Origin of the sequence: Streptomyces hamibioticus (genome assembly GCF_047946815.1) — a bacterium.
Lineage (GTDB): Bacteria > Actinomycetota > Actinomycetes > Streptomycetales > Streptomycetaceae > Streptomyces.
Genome location: NZ_JBKKQY010000001.1, coordinates 2,315,217 through 2,332,313, shown reverse-complemented (window position 1 = coordinate 2,332,313; position 17,097 = coordinate 2,315,217). Strand labels below are relative to the sequence as shown.

Below are 17,097 nucleotides of genomic sequence, written 5' to 3'. Positions count from 1 at the left end.
CTGATCCCGCGGAACGGTCCCCGACTGCATCTTTCGATGTATCCGGGGTTCGTCACCGGCGACGACGACTCCCGCACCTACGCACGGGAGCCTGAAAGGGTGACCGAGAGGAGCGAACCGTGATCGTCACCCTGATCATCGCCTGCGAGATCGGCTTCTGGGTGCTGCTGGCGGCGGGTCTGGCCTTCCGCTACGTGCTGAGGATGCCGCGCACCGGGCTGGCGCTGCTGCTCTGCGAGCCGCTGCTGGAGGTCGTGCTGCTCGTGGTCACCGCGATCGACCTGAAGAACGGCGCCGACCCGAGCTGGAAACACGGCCTGGCCGCGCTGTACATCGGCTACACGGTCGGTCACGGCCACCGCACGGTGAAGTGGCTCGACGGTCACGCGGCGCACCGCTTCGACGGCCGCCCGCTGGTGCGGCCGCCGCGCTACGGCATGGCCCGGGCCCGGTACGAGGGCAAGGTGTGGCTGGGCACGCTGGTCGGCGCCGCCGTGGCGACCGCGCTGCTCCAGCTCGCGATCTGGTACGTCGACGACCCGGGCCGCGTCACCTCGCTGGAGAGCTGGCGGGGCGCGGCCTGGCGGGCGGCCGGCATCCACGGCCTGATCGCGCTGTCCTACGCGGTCTGGCCCCGCAAGGCGCCGGTGGGCACGGATCCCGCCGCCTCCGGCGGGCCGGTGGAGTCCGGGCAGTCCGCGAGGAAGGACGGAGTACGCCGATGACCCGTGGGCCGAGGAACCTCGTGGAAGGGGCCGCGACGCCGGCCGTCGGCCTGGTGCTGTGGCTGACCACCGGTGACGTGGACGTTCCGGTGGTCACCCTGACCAAGGTCGGTCTGGTGCTGATGTGTCTCGGAGGGGCGCAGCTCGTGTGGGGGCTGTACCGGACGGTGCGGTCGGCGTCCTGAGGGCCGCGCCCCCAGGCCTTCCGGCGGAGCGCCTAGCGCTCGCCCCCCGGCACCCACAGCACGTCGCCGGCCTCCTTGTTCGCCGTGCGGGCCAGGATGAACAGCAGGTCCGACAGGCGGTTGAGGTAGGTCGCCGTCAGGGGGTTCATCGTCTCGCCGTGGACCTCCAGCGCCGCCCACGTCGAGCGCTCCGCCCGGCGGACCACCGTGCACGCCTGGTGCAGCAGGGCCGCGCCGGGCGTGCCGCCGGGCAGGATGAAGGAGCGCAGCTTCTCCAGTTCCGCGTTGAAGCGGTCGCAGTCCGCCTCCAGCCGGTCGATGTAGAACTGCTCCACCCGCAGCGGCGGGTACTCCGGATTCTCCGTGACCGGCGTCGACAGGTCCGCGCCCACGTCGAACAGGTCGTTCTGGACGCGGACGAGGACCTTGGCGACCTCCTCGTCCAGCCCGCCCAGCGCGATGGCGGTGCCGATCACCGCGTTCGCCTCGTTGGCGTCGGCGTACGCGGAGATCCTGAGATCGGTCTTGGGGACCCGGCTCATGTCGCCGAGGGCGGTGGTGCCCTGGTCGCCGGTCCGGGTGTAGATGCGCGTCAGGTTGACCATGCACCCAGCGTAGTTACGCCCCGTCCGTGCGGAACACGCGTGTGCCCACCGTCACGGCCAGCGCGGCGAAGCCGACGGCGACCAGGACCCCGTACAGCATGTGGGCGGTCGCGTAGTCGCCGACGTAGGCGTCCCGAACGGCGTCCACCAGGTAGCGGAACGGTACGAAGTGGGACAGCACGTCCAGCCACGCCGGTCCCAGGGTCATCGGCAGCATCAGTCCGGACAGCAGCATCGACGGCATCGTCAGGGCGTTGATCACGGGGCCGAACTCCTGCGGGGTGCGGACCTTCATCGCCAGCGCGTACGACAGCGAGGCGAGCGCGACGGTCAGCAGCGCGACGAACGCGAAGCCGATCAGGACGCCGGGCAGCGGTGCGCGCAGGCCCATCACCAGCGCGGCCAGCACCAGCAGGACCGCCTGGAAGACGAACACGGTGGCGTCCCGCAGCACCCGGCCCAGCAGCAGCGCCAGGCGGCTGACGGGGGTGACGCGCATGCGCTCGACCACGCCCGTGCTCTTCTCCAGAATGATCACGAATCCGGCGAAGGAGGCCCCGAACAGGCCCAGTTGCAGCAGCAGTCCGGGCACCAGCACCTGCCAGGAGCTGCCCCGTTCGCCGAGCGGCAGACCGGTGAGGAGCGGGCCGAAGAAAAGCAGGTACAGCAGCGGCATCAGGACGCCGAACAGCAGCGCGAACCGGGAGCGCAGGGACTGCCGCAGATAGCGGCCGTAGATGAGAGCGGTGTCGTGCAACAGCATGTGGGATCCCCCAAGGATCTTGTGCGGCGGCGCCGGGCGGCTCATACGGCGACGGGGGCGGCGTCGGCCGGGGAGGGGCCGCGGCCGGTGACGGCTAGGAACGTGTCCTGGAGCGAGGCGTCGACGGAGCCGCCGTACCGGAGCTTCAGCGCGCTCGGCGTGCCCTCGGCCGCCACCGTGCCCCGGTCGACGATCACCAGGCGGTCGGAGAGGGCGTCGGCCTCGTCGAGGTAGTGGGTGGTCAGGAAGACGGTCGTGCCGTGCTCGTCGCGCAGCCGGCGGACCAGGTCCCACAGGTCGGCGCGGCTGCCGGGGTCCAGACCGGTGGTCGGCTCGTCGAGGAACAGCACCTCGGGGCGGTGCGTCAGGGCCATCGCGATGTCCAGCCGGCGCCGCTGGCCGCCGGAGAGCGCGCCGCACCTGCGCTCCAGCAGGCCGGTGAGGTCCAGGTCGCGGGCCAGCTCCTCGGCGCGCCCGGCCGCCCGCGCCTTCGGCAGGCGGTACAGGCGGCCCTGGGTGATCAGCTCCTCCCGCACGGTGACCTGCGGGTCGGCGCCGCCGGACTGGGCCACGTAGCCGCAGACCGCGCGCACCCCGGCGGGGTCGCCGGCCAGGTCGTGGCCGGCGACGGTGGCCGCGCCGCCGGTGGGGGCGAGCAGGGTCGTGAGCATCCGCAGGGTGGTGGTCTTGCCGGCGCCGTTGGGGCCCAGGAAGCCGAGGATCTCCCCCTCGCGGACGGTCAGGTCGATGCCGCGCACGGCGTCCACCGTGCCGTGCTTGGTCCGGAACGTACGGGCCAGACCGGCCGTGCTGATGATTGCCATGACCCCAGAAAAACAGAGTCCCTGAAAATTTGCAATGAGACCAAGTTTTCATCGGCACCAACGAAGTTAGGATGTGGTCATGGCCGAGGGACTCAGGGAACGCAAGAAACGGCAGACCAGGCAGTACATCTCGGATGTCGCCACGGGCCTGTTCGTCGAGCGCGGCTTCGACGCCGTGACGGTCGCGGAGGTCGCGGACGCGGCGAACGTCTCCGTCAACACCGTCTACAACTACTTCCCGGCCAAGGAGGACCTCTTCCTCGACCGCTCCAAGGGCGTGGTCGACCGGCTCTCACGCTGGGTGCGGGGCCGGCGCGACGGCGAGTCCGCCGCCGCGGCCGTCCTGCGCGAGCTGCGCGAGGAGGTCCAGTCCGTCTCGCCCCGGATGGGACTGATCGACGGGTACGCGCAGTTCATGAAGGTCATCCAGGAATCCCCCGCGCTGCGCTCCCGGATGTGGGCCATCGGCCAGGAGGTCCTGCTCAACCTGGAGCGGACCCTGCGCGAGGAGACCGGTGCCGCGGACGACGACCCGCTGCCCGCCCTGATGGCCGGTCAGATCAACTGGCTGCACGGCACCCTGATGGCGACCATCGGGCAGCGCATGATCGCGGGCGGTGAACCCTCCGAGGTGTCCCGCCAGATGCTCGCGATGCTGGACGACATGGAGGAGCTGCTGAGCGAGAAGGTGCTCAACTACGCCGTACGTGGCGCGGAATGACCCCCCACGGTGTGATGTCCGTCATGTGAGACGTGACGCGCGTTACTAACCGGTCACACAGCCCCTCACGACCGCTAGTGTCCGCCCGAGAGAAGAAGGACAGCACGTATCAGGGGAGTCGCACAGTGGCACGGAAGCTCGCCGTCATCGGAGCCGGTCTCATGGGGTCCGGCATCGCCCAGGTATCCGCCCGGGCGGGCTGGGACGTCGTTCTGCGCGACGTCACCGACGAGGCGCTCAAGCGTGGCACGGACGGCATCAGGGCCTCGTACGACAAGTTCGTCGCCAAGGGCAAGCTGGCGGCGGAGGAGGCCGAGGCCGCCCTCGGCCGCATCACCGCGACCACCGACCTGGAGGCCGCCGCCGACGCGGACGTCGTCGTGGAGGCCGTCTTCGAGAAGCTCGAGGTCAAGCACGAGATCTTCCGGGCCCTCGACAAGCTGGTGAAGGACGAGGCCGTCCTCGCCTCCAACACCTCCGCCATCCCGATCACCAAGATCGCGGCCGTCACGGAGCGCCCGGAGCGCGTCGTCGGCACCCACTTCTTCTCGCCGGTGCCGATGATGCAGCTGTGCGAACTGGTGCGCGGCTACAAGACCAGCGACGAAACGCTCGCCACCGCGCGGGAGTTCGCCGAGTCGGTCGGCAAGACCTGCATCGTCGTCAACCGCGACGTCGCCGGCTTCGTCACCACCCGGCTCATCTCCGCCCTCGTCGTCGAGGCGGCCAAGCTCTACGAGTCGGGCGTCGCCACCGCCGAGGACATCGACGTGGCCTGCAAGCTGGGCTTCGGCCACGCCATGGGCCCCCTGGCCACCGCCGACCTGACGGGCGTGGACATCCTGCTGCACGCCACCGAGAACATCTACACCGAGTCCCAGGACGAGAAGTTCGCCCCGCCGGAGCTGATGCGCCGGATGGTGGACGCCGGTGACATCGGGCGCAAGAGCGGGCAGGGCTTCTACAAGCACTGAGTCCGCGCCGCCCCGGCGGCCACATCACACGCCGGGGTGAATTCGGTATCGGTTCGCTTACGGGCGGCAACCTCGACCCGTTGCACACAGTCAGAGGTTGCATCACCTCACCGCACGCCGAGCACCGGCACGACACCACACCGCGGAGCAAGAGACGCACGCACGGGAGCGCATATGCACATCAGGGGCGACCACGCCGAGCTGGTCGTCGGGGGCCGCCTCGACGTCCGGACCGCGGCGGACGCCCGTACGGTCCTGCACGCGGCCGTCGACGACGGAGTCGGCGACCTCGTGCTCGACCTGTCAGAACTGGACTCCTGGGACGCAACCGGACTCGGCGTGATCATGGGGGCCCACCGGCGGGCCGGCCGCTGCGGCAGGCGCCTGGTGCTGCGTGGCGTGCCGCCACAGATGCAGCGCCTGCTGGTGGCCACCCGGTTGCACCGGATCCTGGCCATCGAGGGCGGCATCGGGGTGGAAACCCTGCCACGGGTGTGACCCCCGGGCCGGTGTGCCCGGGGCGGACGGGGGGACTCGGACACCCCTCGGCGAACCACTCGTCGCGCGCAATCCTCACGAGACTGTGACGTCTCGGGCGACCCGGTACCCCGGGCTGTCGGAGATACTGAGCGAAGGTTTAGGGTCTGGCTGCCCGCTGCCTTGCAACCCTCGAGCGGGACCGGACCAGAAGCGACAGCGCGGTGTGCGGAAAACCGGGGGGTTGGACAGCACACGCCGCTTTTGGGGGGCTTGAACCTATGGACCCGAACAACCGGGGACCCGAGGAGTACGGCCAAGACGGCCAGGCGCCGCGCCCGCGCCCGCCCAGGGACCCCCTCACACCCGATCTCGGACAGCACGCGCCCGCACGCGCCCGCACGGTGCAGCTCATCTCCGGCGACTTCCTGCTGACCGTCAACCCCGTCGACGGCAGTGAGATAGAGGTCTGCCCGCCGGGAGAGCGGCCCGCCCCGCCCGGGAAGCTCACCGCCGCCGAACGCGCCGAGACGGCCCGCGCCGCCCGGCCGCCCGTCCCGGCCGGGCCGGTCGACCGGCCGGAGCTGCCGCTGCTGGCCCGTCAGGACGAACGCGAACGCCTGGTCCGCCTGCTCGCCCGCGGCCGCTCCGTACGCCTGACCGGCCCCGCCGGTTCCGGCCGCACCCGTCTGCTGGACACCGTCGCCGAGGACTGCGCCGACCTCGCGCCCGACGGCGTGGTGCGTCTCAACGGCTTCCGCCGCACGGCCGACGACCTGCTCCACGACCTCTTCCACGCCGTCCACCGCGCGCCCCTGCACCGCCCGGCCCGCGACGAACTGCTCGCCCAGGTCCGGGAGACCGGCGCGGTCGTGGTGGTGGACGACGCCGAACTCGGCGGCGCCGCGCTCGACGAACTGCTGGACGCCACCCCCGAGTGCGCGTTCCTGTTCGGCACCACCCCCGACGTGCCCGCCCCGTCCGCCGACTCCGCCGTCGAGGAGGTCTTCCTGACCGGCCTGGACCGCTCCGACGGAGTGGCCCTGCTGGAGCACGCCGCCGGCCGCACCCTCACCGAGGAGGAGGCCAACTGGGCGGGCGACCTGTGGTTCGAGTCGGAGGGCCTGCCGCTGCGGTTCGTCCAGGCCGGTGCCCTGCTGAGACAGCGCGACCGGCTGCGGGCCGGTGCCGACGCCGTCGACGAGTACGGCGTCTTCGCCGCCACCGCCCCCGAGGACGCCACGCCGCAGGACACCGGCGACGCCGACGACGTACCGCTGCCCGCCCTCGGCGAGGCCGCCGCGCCGGCCCCGCTGCTCGCCTCCCGGCTCAGCGCCTCCGCCCGGGCCACGCTGGAGTTCGCCGTCGCGCTCGGCGGCGAGGTGCCGCACCAGGCACACCTGCCCGCACTGGTCGGCGACACCCACGCGGACGCCGCCCTCGGCGAGTTGGCGAGCTGCGGCCTGGTCTCCCCGGTCGGCTCCCGCTACCGGCTGGCCGCCGGGGTGCTCGCGCAGCTGAAGGCCGCCGGATACGGCGACGACGTCCCCGGCCGGGCGCTGGCCGCCGCCCGGCACTACGCCTGGTGGACCGGTCACCCGTCGGTCACCCCGGAACGCGTCTGCGCCGAGGCCGACGCGGTGCTGAGCGCCCTCGCCGTGCTGGCGCCGGCCACCACGCGGCCCGCCCAGGACGAGGAGAGCCCGGCCGTCGAGCTGGCCCGCACGGCGGCGCCCGCCTTCGCCGCCGGGCTGCACTGGAGCGCCTGGGAACGGTCGCTGCGCGCCGGCGCGGAGGCGTCCCGGCTCGCCGGAGACGTCGCCGAACAGGCCTACTTCCACCACGAGCTGGGCGTCCTCGCGCTGTGCGAGGGGGAGCTGGACCGGGCCCGTGCCGAACTGGAGACGTCCATCGGCCTGCGCGGCGCCGCCGCCGACAAGCGCGGCACCGTCGCCGGCCGCCGCGCCCTCGCCCTGGTCGCCGACCGCTCCGGCATGCCCGGCCCCGCGGCCATCGGTCTCGGTACCGCCGCCGCGTCCGGCCTCGGGCCGACCGCGGGGGAGGAGGTGCCCGACGCCCGGCACGAGGAGTCGGCGTCGCCGCCCGCGGGCGCGCCCATACCGTTCCCGCCGCTCCAGCCGTCCCCGACGCTCATCACCCACCGGAGCGCGGCCGGCGGGCCCGTCCGCAAGACGCGGGTCGGCATCAAGGGCCTCGCCCGGCGCAACCTGGTCGCGGCGGGCGCGGGCGCGATGCTCGTCGCCGTGCTGGGCACGGTGGTGACCCTCGGCGCCACGTCGGACAACGACGCCGGCGACCCCGCCGACCGGGTCGGCGTCAACCCGACCGCCAGCCAGGAAGTCGACGACGGCGGCCTGGAAGCCGACCCGGCACCGGACGACGGCGAGGGCTCCGGCGGCGGCCAGGCAGGCTCCCGGCCCACCGACCCCGGCCCCGACGGCAGGCCCGGCACCGCGGACGACCCGACGCCGACGGAGTCGGGGAAGCCGTCGGACGAACCGAGCGGGACGCGCGGACCGAGCGATCCGGACGATCCGTCGACGTCGCAGAAGCCGCCGACGTCCCCGGACCCGTCGACGAAGCCGGCCTCGCCGAAGCCCACCGGCACCAGCGAGCGGCCCACCGAGACGGAGAAGCCGCCGACGGAGACCGAGGATCCGCCCACGACGAGCCCGGACCCCACGCCGACCGAGACGGAGACGACCAGCCCCTCCACCTCCGACTCGGCCAGCGCCACCTCCAGCGCCCCGGCGGAGAGCAGCAGTTCCGCCAGCGCACCGGCGAGCGGCACCGCCACCAGCAGCTCGTCCGCGCCCAGTGCCTCGGGTTCGGCCACGAACCTGATCATCTGAGGCGGCCGGCGGCACGGCACAAGGGCCGGGACCCGTACGGGCCCCGGCCCTGTTCACGTCGTACCGTCCGCGGGGCCGTACCGTCCGTGCAGTCGTACCGTCCGCGGACCGCCGTCAGAACAGCCGCAGCTTGTCGTCCTCGATGCCCCGCAGGGCGTCGTAGTCCAGCACCTGGCAGCCGATGCCGCGGTCCGTGGCGAGGACGCGGGCCTGCGGCTTGATCTCCTGGGCCGCGAAGACGCCGCGTACGGGGGCGAGATGGGGGTCGCGGTTCAGCAGTTCCAGGTAGCGGGTGAGCTGTTCCACGCCGTCGATCTCGCCGCGCCGCTTGATCTCGACGGCGACGGTCTGCCCGTCGGCGTCCCGGCAGAGGATGTCGACCGGCCCGATGGCGGTCGGGTACTCGCGACGGATGAGGGTGTAGCCCTCGCCGAGCGTCTCGATCCGGTCGGCGAGCAGTTCCTGGAGGTGTGCTTCCACGCCGTCCTTGATCAGGCCGGGGTCCACGCCCAGTTCGTGCGAGGAGTCGTGGAGGATCTCCTCCATCGTGATGATGAGTTTCTCGCCCGCCTTGTTGACGACCGTCCACACGCCGGCCTCGTCGCCGGTGCCCTCCTTGAGCGTGCAGGGCGGCGACATCCAGTTCAACGGCTTGTAGGCCCGGTCGTCGGCATGGATCGAGACGCTGCCGTCCGCCTTCACCAGGATCAGGCGGGGGGCCGAGGGGAGGTGGGCGGTGAGCCGGCCGGCGTAGTCCACGGAGCAGCGGGCAATGACGAGACGCATGGTCGGCAACGCTACTCGACACGCCCGCCCGGACGCGATTCGCACCGTCCGGCGGCGCCCTGCGGGGCGTCCCACTTCTCCCATAAGCACCGTGTTGAGCACTGGCCGATTGTGTGCCTAACGGTTATGGCCCATCTGGGCATTTTCCTGGTGCCGCCCCGATCGGTTGCTTACGGTATTGAACGGGAGGTCGCGAGATGTGTACGCAGCGTGTTCGGTGTCGCGAACTCCCCTTACTGTCCGGCAACCCCTGCTGGTCGGGGGTGCGAGAGGAGAACCCATGTCGCTCGACGTCTCACCGGCCCTACTCGAACAGGCCGAGCGAGGCGAGGTCGACGAAGCAGAATTCGTCGACTGCGTCCGGACCTCCCTGCCCTATGCGTGGGAGATGATCAGCTCCCTGGTGGCACAGCTGAAGGTCGACGGTGGACCGTTCGCCGACAACCAGACGCCCCCGCCGGACGAGCAGGCACGCGGTCAGCTGCTGCGTGCGCTCGCGAGTGACGCGATACGCGGCGCGCTGCAACGGCACTTCGGTGTGCGGCTGGCCTTCCAGAACTGCCACCGGGTGGCGGTGTTCCCGCTTGACTCCTCGGTCGACGAGACGCTGGCTCGCTTCACCTCGGTGCGCAACCAGTTGCTGAACCAGTCGCCGGAGCTTCGCGACTGCTGACGCGGACGGTCGCCCGCTTGCCGCTCCGTACCCGGGAGGTGCAGTTCGTACCGGGGCGGCAAGCTCTCTGCGTGCTCAGCGCAGTTGGGGCAGGACCTCCGTACCGAGCCGCCGTACGTTCTCCTCGGTCGCCGCGAGGTCTCCCGAGCCCTCGACGAGCAGCGCGAACCGGGTGACGCCGGTCCGCTCGCTGGTCGCCGCCAGCCGGTCGGCGCACAGCCGGGGGGTGCCCACCGGGTGCAGCCCGCAGAGCAGTTCGGTGTAGGCTAGCGGATCGCGCATCTGCCGGGCGCGGCCGTCCACCGTGACATGGGCGCTCAGTCCCTGCCGCAGCCAGCCCGGCATCGCCTTGAGCAGCGTCTCCGCCGCGTCCGTGCGCCGGTCGGCGATCTGGCAGACGCCGGCCGAGACGTGGGCCGCGCCCCGGACCTCCTCCGGGTCCCGCCCGGCGGCGCGCGCGTGCTGCCGCCACAGGGCGACCATCTCGGCCTTCTCCTCGTCCCCGACGTGCATGCCGAGCAGCATCGGCAGACCGCGCTCGGCCGCCATCCGCACGCTCGCCGGCGAGGTGCAGGCGACGACGACCTCCGGGCCCTCCGCCTCCGTCAGCGCCTCCGACGGCCGCGGGACCACCGGGACTTCGCGGAACCGGAAGCGGTCGCCCGAGGCCCCGACCGCCGGCTCGCGCAGCCAGCGCAGCAGCAGGTCGAGCGCCTCCGGGAACCCCGTCTCGTACGCCTCCAGGCCGGCGCCGAAGACCTCCAGGTCGACCCACGGACCGCCGCGGCCGACGCCCAGTGAGAACCGTCCGCCGCTCGTCAGGTGCAGCAGCGCGGCCTGCTCGCCCAGGGCCACGGGGTGGGCGGTGGGCAGGACGCTGACCGCCGTGCCGACCCGGATGCGGCGGGTGCGGCCGAGCAGTAGGGCGGCCAGAGTGACGGCGGACGGGCAGGTGCCGTACGGCACGAAGTGGTGCTCGGCCAGCCACACCGAGTCCAGCCCCGCCTCCTCGGCGACCTCGGCCGAGCGGACCGCCCGGTGCAGCGCCTCCCCCTGGCCCTGGCCCGGGAACTGGGCCGCCAACACGAAACTTCCAACGCGCATTGCTCTTCCTGCTTCCTCGGCTCCGACACGGAGCTCCCCCACCGGGCATAACCGTCTGACACATGCGGAGGACACGGCCGGGCGAAGGAATTTGCGGATTGTCTGCAGAATCGCGGTCATGGGAGGCGTACGGGTACCCATGACCGCGCCGCGTAGGCTGGTGGCGGCCCGTACTTCCTGTATAGCCCGTGAGGTGTGCTGTGTCCCCGCGTCGCAACCGACCCAAGGGAGCCGGTTCGTCCGGCCGGAGCGTCGAGGACGACCGTCCCGTCCGTTACGGCGGCTGGCAGACCGCGCAGAGCTGGCGGGGCGAGGACTGGAACGTACGGCACGTGGCGGGCGCGAGCGCGCAGGGCAAGTCCTACCGCTGCCCCGGCTGCGACCAGATGATTCCGGACGGCGTTCCGCACGTGGTGGCCTGGCCCGACCACGCGGGCGTCGACGACCGCCGGCACTGGCACCGGTCCTGCTGGAACGCGCGGGACCGCCGCACCACGCGGGTGCAGCGGTCCCGTAACGCGCCGAGGTTCTAGCGGCCGGTCAGACGTCCCGCTTCTCCAGCAGGGCGAAGGCACCGGCGAACGCGGCGCCCGTCACAACGAGCATGATCCACAGCGGGTCCCAGCCGGAGGGGCCGGATTCGCTCAGCGAGTTGGCGTAGAAGATGCTCAGCTGGTTCGGGATGGAGTACTCGAACAGCGCCTGCTGCACGTCCCTCAGCGACTCCGAGAACATGAACAGCGCGATCACCAGCGGCGCCAGCACGGCGCCGATCATGATGGTGATGGCGCCCGCCGAGTGCCGGATGATCGAGCCGACGGCGAGCGAGAGCAGGCCGAGCAGGGCGATGTAGAGCGAGATGCCGACCGTGCCCTTCAGCCATTCCCCGCCGGACGGCTCCCTGGCACCGCTGCCCTCCAGCATGGCCACATGGAGGACGCCCACCAGCGAGGCGGACACCAGCGTCACCACGAAGGCGACGAGGAAGAACACGAGCCCCTTCGCCGCCAGCACCCGGCCCCGCGAGGGGCACGCCACCATCGTGGTGCGGATCATTCCGGTGCCGTACTCGGAGGCGGTGGTCAGCACGCCGAGCGTGATGATGCACATACTGCCGAGCAGCAGCCCGAAGAAGCCCAGACCCAGCGCGCTCTCACCGCCCAGGCTGGTGTCGGAACTCGCCACCACCGCGCCGGTCAGCAGGCCGATGCCGACGACCAGCAGCACGAACACGCCCAGCGTCCACATCGTCGAGCGGACCGATCTGATCTTGGTCCACTCCGAGGCGACCGCGTGCATGAGGTGCGTGCGCACCACCGGGATCGGCGAGGCGTAGGAGGGGTACGGCGAACCGGGTGCCGCCTGCCGGTCGGGCGCGGCCTGCGGCATCGGGGGCTGGGGCGTGCTCATCGGGCGTCCTCGTGCTTGGTCAGGTCGGGAGCGGGAGCGGGAGCGGGAGCGGCCGTGGCGCTCGGCGCGGGGGGCTGGGCGGAGTCCGCCTGCGGGGCCTGTCGCGGCGCGGCGGGCGGCTGCGCGTACGGGTCGGCCGCCGGGTCGCCCGGCTGCGGCGCCTGGCCCTGCTGGGGCGGCGGCGGGGCGTACCAGCCCGGCTGGCCCTGTCCGGGGACCGGCATCGGCGGCTGGGCGCCGGGCGGCAGCGGCTGCTGGAGGCCGGACTTCTGGTCGATGGTCGAGCGGTAGTCCACGGCGCCCTGCGTCATCCGCATGTACGCCTCCTCCAGCGAGGCCTGGTGCGGCGACAGCTCCCACAGCCGTACGTCGGTCTCGTGGGCGATGTCGCTGATCCTCGGCAGCGGCAGCCCCGTCACGCGCAGTGCGCCGTCCTGCTCGGGCAGCACCTGGCCGCCCGCCTCGGTGAGCGCCGAGGTGAGCTTCTCGCGCAGCTGGGGCTCGGTGTCGGGGGTGCGGACGCGGGCGAAACCGGCCGAGTTCGCCGCGATGAAGTCCCGCACGCTCATGTCGGCGAGCAGCTGGCCGCGCCCGATGACGATGAGGTGGTCGGCGGTCAGGGCCATCTCGCTCATCAGGTGGCTGGAGACGAAGACGGTCCGGCCCTCCGCGGCGAGCGCCTTCATCAGGTTGCGCACCCAGAGGATGCCCTCGGGGTCGAGGCCGTTGACCGGCTCGTCGAACAGCAGCACCTTGGGGTCGCCGAGCAGCGCGGCGGCGATGCCGAGCCGCTGGCCCATGCCGAGGGAGAAGCCCTTGGAGCGCTTCTTCGCCACGTCCTGGAGGCCGACCACGCCGAGCACCTCGTCCACGCGCCGGGCCGGGATCCCGGACAGCTGGGCGAGGCTCAGCAGGTGGTTGCGGGCGGCCCGGCCGCCGTGCACCGCCTTGGCGTCCAGCAGCGCGCCGACCTGGCGGGGGGCGTTCGGCAGCTTCCGGTAGGGGAAGCCGCCGATCGTCACATGACCCGCGGTGGGGTTGTCCAGGCCGAGGATCATCCGCATCGTCGTCGACTTGCCGGAGCCGTTCGGCCCCAGGAAGCCGGTGACGGCTCCGGGCCGCACCTGGAAGGAAAGGTTGTGCACAGCGGTCTTGTCGCCGTAGCGCTTGGTCAGGCCGACTGCCTCGATCATGCTCCGCACCCATCGAAAGGTTCAGGACAGCGGGGCACACGCCCCCGTAAGGGTTAGGAGGATATCGAGGCGCTGACGGTTCCGTTCAAAGCCGAGCAAAATCCGACCGTGCCCGGAGCGGCCCGGGCGTCACGCGCCGTCGTCCGCGAAGGGGGCGTGCCGCGCGAGCAGGTAGGCGAGCTGGGCCCTGCTGCGGCTTCCGTACGCCTCCGACGCCTTCTTGATGTGGTGGGCCACGGTACGGGGGCTCATCCCGAGCCGGGCGGCTATCGCGGTGTCGGTGTGCCCCTCGACCATCAGCCGCAGCACGGTGCGGCGCTTCTCCTCCGTCAGCGCCGCCGGTGTACCGGACGACGCGAAGTCGACGGGCTGCGCCCCGTCCCACGCGTGGTCGAAGACGTCCGCCAGGAACAGGGCCAGCCCGGGATGCTCCACCAGCAGGGCGTGGTGGCTCAGGGGGAAGCGGCTGTCGGGCACGACGGCCACCTGACGGTCGTAGATGATCATGCGGCCGGGCAGCGCGTCGGCGGTGCGGAAACGGCCTCCGGCGGCGTGCACCTCCGCCATGAACTCGACCGTCGGCCCGTGGGTGCGCACGGTGTGCTGGTAGAGGGAGCGGTGCCGCACGCCCCGGTCGAGCAGCGACCGCAGCTGGGGGCGGGTCTCCTCCAGGACGAACTGCGGACGCGGTCCCCCCCGGCTGAGCGGCCTGCAGCTCCTGCCGGCAGGCGGAGTTGAGCTGCCGAAGCGTGTCGTTGATGACGTCGAGGCCGCGCAGCAGCCGCACCGCCGGCAACGCCTGCCGGCCGGCCTGGTGGTAGAGCCGCTGCGCCGGAGCGAGCGCCTCCTCGAGGGCCCGCATCCGCTCACGCTCCCGCAGGATCAGCGCCTGTGCCGGCTGCTGCAGTGCGTGCAGGGCCACGTCGGGCGGCACCGGCACGAACACCCCGGGCTCGACCGGCAGGGGCCGCGCCAGCTCCGCCTCCAGCAGGCACGGCGGCACCGGGGCCGTCATGGTGCCGCTCACCACGGCCCGCCGGTAGGCCGCCAGCCCGTCCTCACACAGCTCGACCGGGCCGGTCCCTCCCGTCTCGCCACTCTTCGTGCACATACATCCCCCTTGGTGATTCCTGCAATGCATGATCACGCACCCGGCGGGCGGCCGTGCGCGACCCCCGGCGGTGGCAGCGTGTGGGCGGTCACCCCACCCCCCGATTCCGGCAGGAGTGTTCATGAACGAGCGTCACATGGTCCGCGGCACCGCTCTCGTGGCAGCGATCGGGGCGAGCCTCGTCCTCCACGCGCCCACGGCGTCGGCCAGTCCCACCGTCGGCTGGAAGGCCGTCAGCACCAACTCCAACTGGTACTGCAACGAGACGTACACCACCCACGTCGACAAACCCGGGGTGAAGTTCAAGGCCTGCATCGTCCGCAACTCCAACGGCGACGCCCAGGCGGTCCTGGTCGTGCAGAACGTCTCGGGCGGCCGGGTCGACATCGACGGGCGGATCGTCTTCGAGTCCCAGCGCAGCGGCGACGTCTGGTGCGCCGACAGCCCGCTGGAGCACGGGTTCACCCGGGGCTGCTACGGCAGGACGGTCCTGATGGACCGGTGCGAACGGCCCGGCACGGCGACCGTCACCCTCGGCGTGAACGGCAAGAACGACACCGTCCGCCGCACCTACGACAAGATCATCAGCTGCTGAGGAGAACCATGCGATCGATTCCGGTGTACGGCCGGGGCAGGTGTCACGCCCGAGTGGCGAGACAGCCGGAGTCTGCGCGGTGGCGGCGCTCCCGCTCGCCGCCCCGCGCTCAGCGGGTCAGGCGAGTTCCCCGGTGCCGAACTCCACGCCCGGCTCGGCCAGTACGACGTGACCGTGAAGGGCGCCCGGTGTCGCCGGCCGGATGACGGCCGACGCCACCGTGTTCCACGACGTCCGCGACGACGGCAAGGGCGGGCAGACGTGGGACCTCGCCGGCCCGCCCGCCCTGTGAGGCCGCCGGGCGCCCTGTGAGGCCGCCGGGCCGGCGGCTCAGGCGTCCCGTCGCTTCAGCACCACGTACCCGCCGATCAAAGCCGCGATCACCCACAGGGCCATGATGCCGAGGCCGCCCCACGGGCCGTACGGGGTGTCGTCGTCCAGCGGCGGGACCACCTGCATGATCTTGCTGCCGGCCTGGTCGGGCAGGAACTGGCCGACCTTCTTCGTCGCGTCGACGGCGCCAAGGATGTTGGACACCAGGAAGAAGAACGGCATCAGGATGCCCAGCGACAGCATCGGCGAGCGCAGCATCGCGGCGATGCCCATCGAGAACATCGCGATCAGCGTCATGTACAGGCCCCCGCCGATGACCGCGCGCAGCACCCCTTCGTCGCCGATCGAGGCCCGGAGGTCGCCCAGCATCGCCTGTCCCAGGAAGAACGCGGCGAAGCTGGTGGCCATCCCGACCACGAACGCGAGCGCGGTGGCCACCATGATCTTGCCGAACAGGAACATGCCGCGCTGCGGCACCGCGGCCAGCGAGGTGCGGATCATGCCGGTGCTGTACTCGTTCGCCACCACCAGCACCCCGAACACGATCATCGCCAGCTGGCCGAGGCTCATCCCGGCGAAGCTGATGAACGTCGGATCGAAGGTGAGCCGCTGCTCCTGGCTCATGTTGCCGAACTCGTTCTTCGACAGGGCCGCGATCAGCATGCCGAGCGCGATGGTGACGACCACGGCGAGCGACAGCGTCCACACCGTGGACGCGACCGACCGGATCTTGGTCCACTCGGACCGGACGACCTGTGTCGTCGCCATGATCAACCCCTCTTCCAGTCGCTGCCCCACGCCTGCTGCTGCGGCGCCGGCTGCTGCCCCGGCGGCCGCCCGTCGTGCGCGTGGTACTCCACCGACTCGGCGGTCAGCTGCATGAAAGCCTCCTCCAGCGAGGCCTGCTGGGGGCTCAGTTCGTGCAGCACGATCTGGTGCCGCGCGGCCAGCTCGCCCACCGCCTCGGACTTGTCGCCGTCCACCTCCAGCACTTCGGCACCGGTCTCCACCACCGTGATCCCGGCCTCGTGCAGCACGTCGAGCAGCCGCTCCCGCTGCGGGGTGCGGATCCGGACGTAGGAACGGGAGTTCTCCGCGATGAAGTCGGCCATCGAAGTGTCGGCCAGCAGCCGGCCCTGGCCGATGACCACCAAGTGATCGGCGGTCAGCGCCATCTCGCTCATCAGGTGCGAGGAGACGAAGACCGTACGGCCCTGTGCGGCCAGCGACTTCATCAGGTTCCGGATCCAGTGGATGCCCTCGGGGTCGAGCCCGTTGACCGGCTCGTCGAACATCAGGATCCGCGGATCGCCGAGCAGCGCGGCGGCGATGCCGAGCCGCTGGCCCATGCCCATCGAGAAGCCCTTGGTCTTCTTCTTCGCGACCGCCGTCAGCCCGACCGTGTCCAGCACCTCCCGCACCCGGCTCGTCGGAATGCCGTTGCTCTGCGCCAGGCACAGCAGGTGGTTGTAGGCGCTGCGCCCGCCGTGCCAGGCCTTGGCCTCCAGCAGCGCGCCGATGTACTTGAGCGGGTCCTTGAGCTGGTCGTAGTGCTTGCCGTCGATGCGGACGTCCCCGGCGGTGGGCCGGTCCAGGCCCAGCACCATCCGCATGGTGGTCGACTTGCCCGCGCCGTTGGGCCCGAGAAAGCCCGTGATGATGCCCGGTCTGACGGTGAAGGTGAGGTTGTTGACCGCCACCTTCTCGCCGTACCGCTTGGTCAGCCCCTCCAGCTCGATCATGCC

19 protein-coding genes are annotated in these 17,097 nt (G+C 71.7%); 9 read left to right on the top strand and 10 right to left on the bottom strand.

What is annotated here, in order from left to right:
* Window positions 1-119 precede the first annotated feature (119 nt).
* On the top strand, window positions 120-725 hold the full coding sequence (locus ACLGIH_RS10275; protein WP_416524928.1) for a hypothetical protein: 606 nt from the start codon (window positions 120-122) through the stop codon (window positions 723-725).
* Window positions 722-910, top strand: coding sequence for a DUF5708 family protein (locus ACLGIH_RS10270; protein ID WP_416524927.1), 189 nt, complete (start codon window positions 722-724; stop codon window positions 908-910). The genes ACLGIH_RS10275 and ACLGIH_RS10270 overlap by 4 nt, the downstream gene beginning before the upstream one ends.
* A 32-nt stretch (window positions 911-942) precedes the next feature.
* Here ACLGIH_RS10270 and ACLGIH_RS10265 read toward each other — a convergent pair whose 3' ends face one another.
* The 3 genes from ACLGIH_RS10265 to ACLGIH_RS10255 are packed head-to-tail and all read right to left on the bottom strand — an operon-like array spanning window position 943 to window position 3,102.
* Window positions 943-1,515 carry a cob(I)yrinic acid a,c-diamide adenosyltransferase gene (locus ACLGIH_RS10265; RefSeq protein WP_416524926.1) on the bottom strand — a complete coding sequence of 191 codons (573 nt, stop codon included), beginning with the start codon at window positions 1,513-1,515 and terminating at the stop codon, window positions 943-945.
* Between the two features lie 13 nt (window positions 1,516-1,528).
* Window positions 1,529-2,278 carry an ABC transporter permease gene (locus ACLGIH_RS10260; RefSeq protein ID WP_416524925.1) on the bottom strand — a complete coding sequence of 250 codons (750 nt, stop codon included), beginning with the start codon at window positions 2,276-2,278 and terminating at the stop codon, window positions 1,529-1,531.
* 41 nt (window positions 2,279-2,319) lie between these two features.
* Window positions 2,320-3,102, bottom strand: coding sequence for an ABC transporter ATP-binding protein (locus tag ACLGIH_RS10255; RefSeq protein WP_416524924.1), 783 nt, complete (start codon window positions 3,100-3,102; stop codon window positions 2,320-2,322).
* A 79-nt stretch (window positions 3,103-3,181) separates the two neighbouring features.
* On the opposite strand from ACLGIH_RS10255, the gene ACLGIH_RS10250 reads away from it, so the two are divergent.
* From ACLGIH_RS10250 to ACLGIH_RS10235, 4 genes are all read left to right on the top strand, one after another.
* Window positions 3,182-3,823: a TetR/AcrR family transcriptional regulator gene (locus ACLGIH_RS10250; RefSeq protein WP_416524923.1), complete on the top strand. Its 642-nt coding sequence runs from the start codon at window positions 3,182-3,184 to the stop codon at window positions 3,821-3,823.
* Window positions 3,824-3,948: 125 nt separating this feature from the next.
* The gene (locus ACLGIH_RS10245; RefSeq protein ID WP_416524922.1) at window positions 3,949-4,797 is read left to right on the top strand and encodes a 3-hydroxyacyl-CoA dehydrogenase family protein; all 849 of its coding nucleotides are present in this window, start codon (window positions 3,949-3,951) and stop codon (window positions 4,795-4,797) included.
* Window positions 4,798-4,971: 174 nt separating this feature from the next.
* Window positions 4,972-5,295: an STAS domain-containing protein gene (locus tag ACLGIH_RS10240; RefSeq protein ID WP_416524921.1), complete on the top strand. Its 324-nt coding sequence runs from the start codon at window positions 4,972-4,974 to the stop codon at window positions 5,293-5,295.
* A 260-nt stretch (window positions 5,296-5,555) separates the two neighbouring features.
* Window positions 5,556-8,147, top strand: a complete 2,592-nt coding sequence (locus ACLGIH_RS10235; RefSeq protein WP_416524920.1) for an ATP-binding protein — start codon at window positions 5,556-5,558, stop codon at window positions 8,145-8,147.
* 114 nt (window positions 8,148-8,261) lie between these two features.
* On the opposite strand, the gene nucS is transcribed toward ACLGIH_RS10235, so the two are convergent.
* Window positions 8,262-8,933, bottom strand: coding sequence for an endonuclease NucS (nucS, locus tag ACLGIH_RS10230; RefSeq protein WP_416524919.1), 672 nt, complete (start codon window positions 8,931-8,933; stop codon window positions 8,262-8,264).
* A gap of 280 nt (window positions 8,934-9,213) precedes the next feature.
* Between nucS and ACLGIH_RS10225 the strand changes: the two genes are divergently transcribed.
* On the top strand, window positions 9,214-9,606 hold the full coding sequence (locus tag ACLGIH_RS10225; RefSeq protein ID WP_416524918.1) for an SCO5389 family protein: 393 nt from the start codon (window positions 9,214-9,216) through the stop codon (window positions 9,604-9,606).
* Window positions 9,607-9,681: 75 nt separating this feature from the next.
* Here ACLGIH_RS10225 and ACLGIH_RS10220 read toward each other — a convergent pair whose 3' ends face one another.
* Window positions 9,682-10,710, bottom strand: coding sequence for an LLM class flavin-dependent oxidoreductase (locus ACLGIH_RS10220; RefSeq protein WP_416524917.1), 1,029 nt, complete (start codon window positions 10,708-10,710; stop codon window positions 9,682-9,684).
* Window positions 10,711-10,910: 200 nt separating this feature from the next.
* Between ACLGIH_RS10220 and ACLGIH_RS10215 the strand changes: the two genes are divergently transcribed.
* Window positions 10,911-11,243, top strand: coding sequence for an ATP/GTP-binding protein (locus tag ACLGIH_RS10215; protein WP_416524916.1), 333 nt, complete (start codon window positions 10,911-10,913; stop codon window positions 11,241-11,243).
* 7 nt (window positions 11,244-11,250) lie between these two features.
* On the opposite strand, the gene ACLGIH_RS10210 is transcribed toward ACLGIH_RS10215, so the two are convergent.
* The 3 genes from ACLGIH_RS10210 to ACLGIH_RS10200 form a co-directional block, all read right to left on the bottom strand.
* A complete protein-coding gene (locus ACLGIH_RS10210) occupies window positions 11,251-12,120 on the bottom strand; it encodes an ABC transporter permease (protein ID WP_416524915.1) in 870 nt (289 codons plus the stop codon).
* Entirely contained in the window at window positions 12,117-13,313 is a 1,197-nt protein-coding gene (locus tag ACLGIH_RS10205) for an ABC transporter ATP-binding protein (protein WP_416524914.1), read from the bottom strand. Before ACLGIH_RS10205 ends, ACLGIH_RS10210 begins: the two co-directional genes overlap by 4 nt.
* A 129-nt stretch (window positions 13,314-13,442) precedes the next feature.
* The gene (locus ACLGIH_RS10200; RefSeq protein ID WP_416524913.1) at window positions 13,443-13,940 is read right to left on the bottom strand and encodes a helix-turn-helix transcriptional regulator; all 498 of its coding nucleotides are present in this window, start codon (window positions 13,938-13,940) and stop codon (window positions 13,443-13,445) included.
* A gap of 605 nt (window positions 13,941-14,545) precedes the next feature.
* On the opposite strand from ACLGIH_RS10200, the gene ACLGIH_RS10195 reads away from it, so the two are divergent.
* Entirely contained in the window at window positions 14,546-15,019 is a 474-nt protein-coding gene (locus ACLGIH_RS10195) for a hypothetical protein (RefSeq protein WP_416524912.1), read from the top strand.
* Window positions 15,020-15,349: 330 nt separating this feature from the next.
* Here ACLGIH_RS10195 and ACLGIH_RS10190 read toward each other — a convergent pair whose 3' ends face one another.
* Window positions 15,350-16,120, bottom strand: a complete 771-nt coding sequence (locus ACLGIH_RS10190) for an ABC transporter permease (RefSeq protein ID WP_416524911.1) — start codon at window positions 16,118-16,120, stop codon at window positions 15,350-15,352.
* Between the two features lie 2 nt (window positions 16,121-16,122).
* On the bottom strand, window positions 16,123-17,094 hold the full coding sequence (locus tag ACLGIH_RS10185; protein WP_416524910.1) for an ABC transporter ATP-binding protein: 972 nt from the start codon (window positions 17,092-17,094) through the stop codon (window positions 16,123-16,125).
* Window positions 17,095-17,097 lie beyond the last annotated feature (3 nt).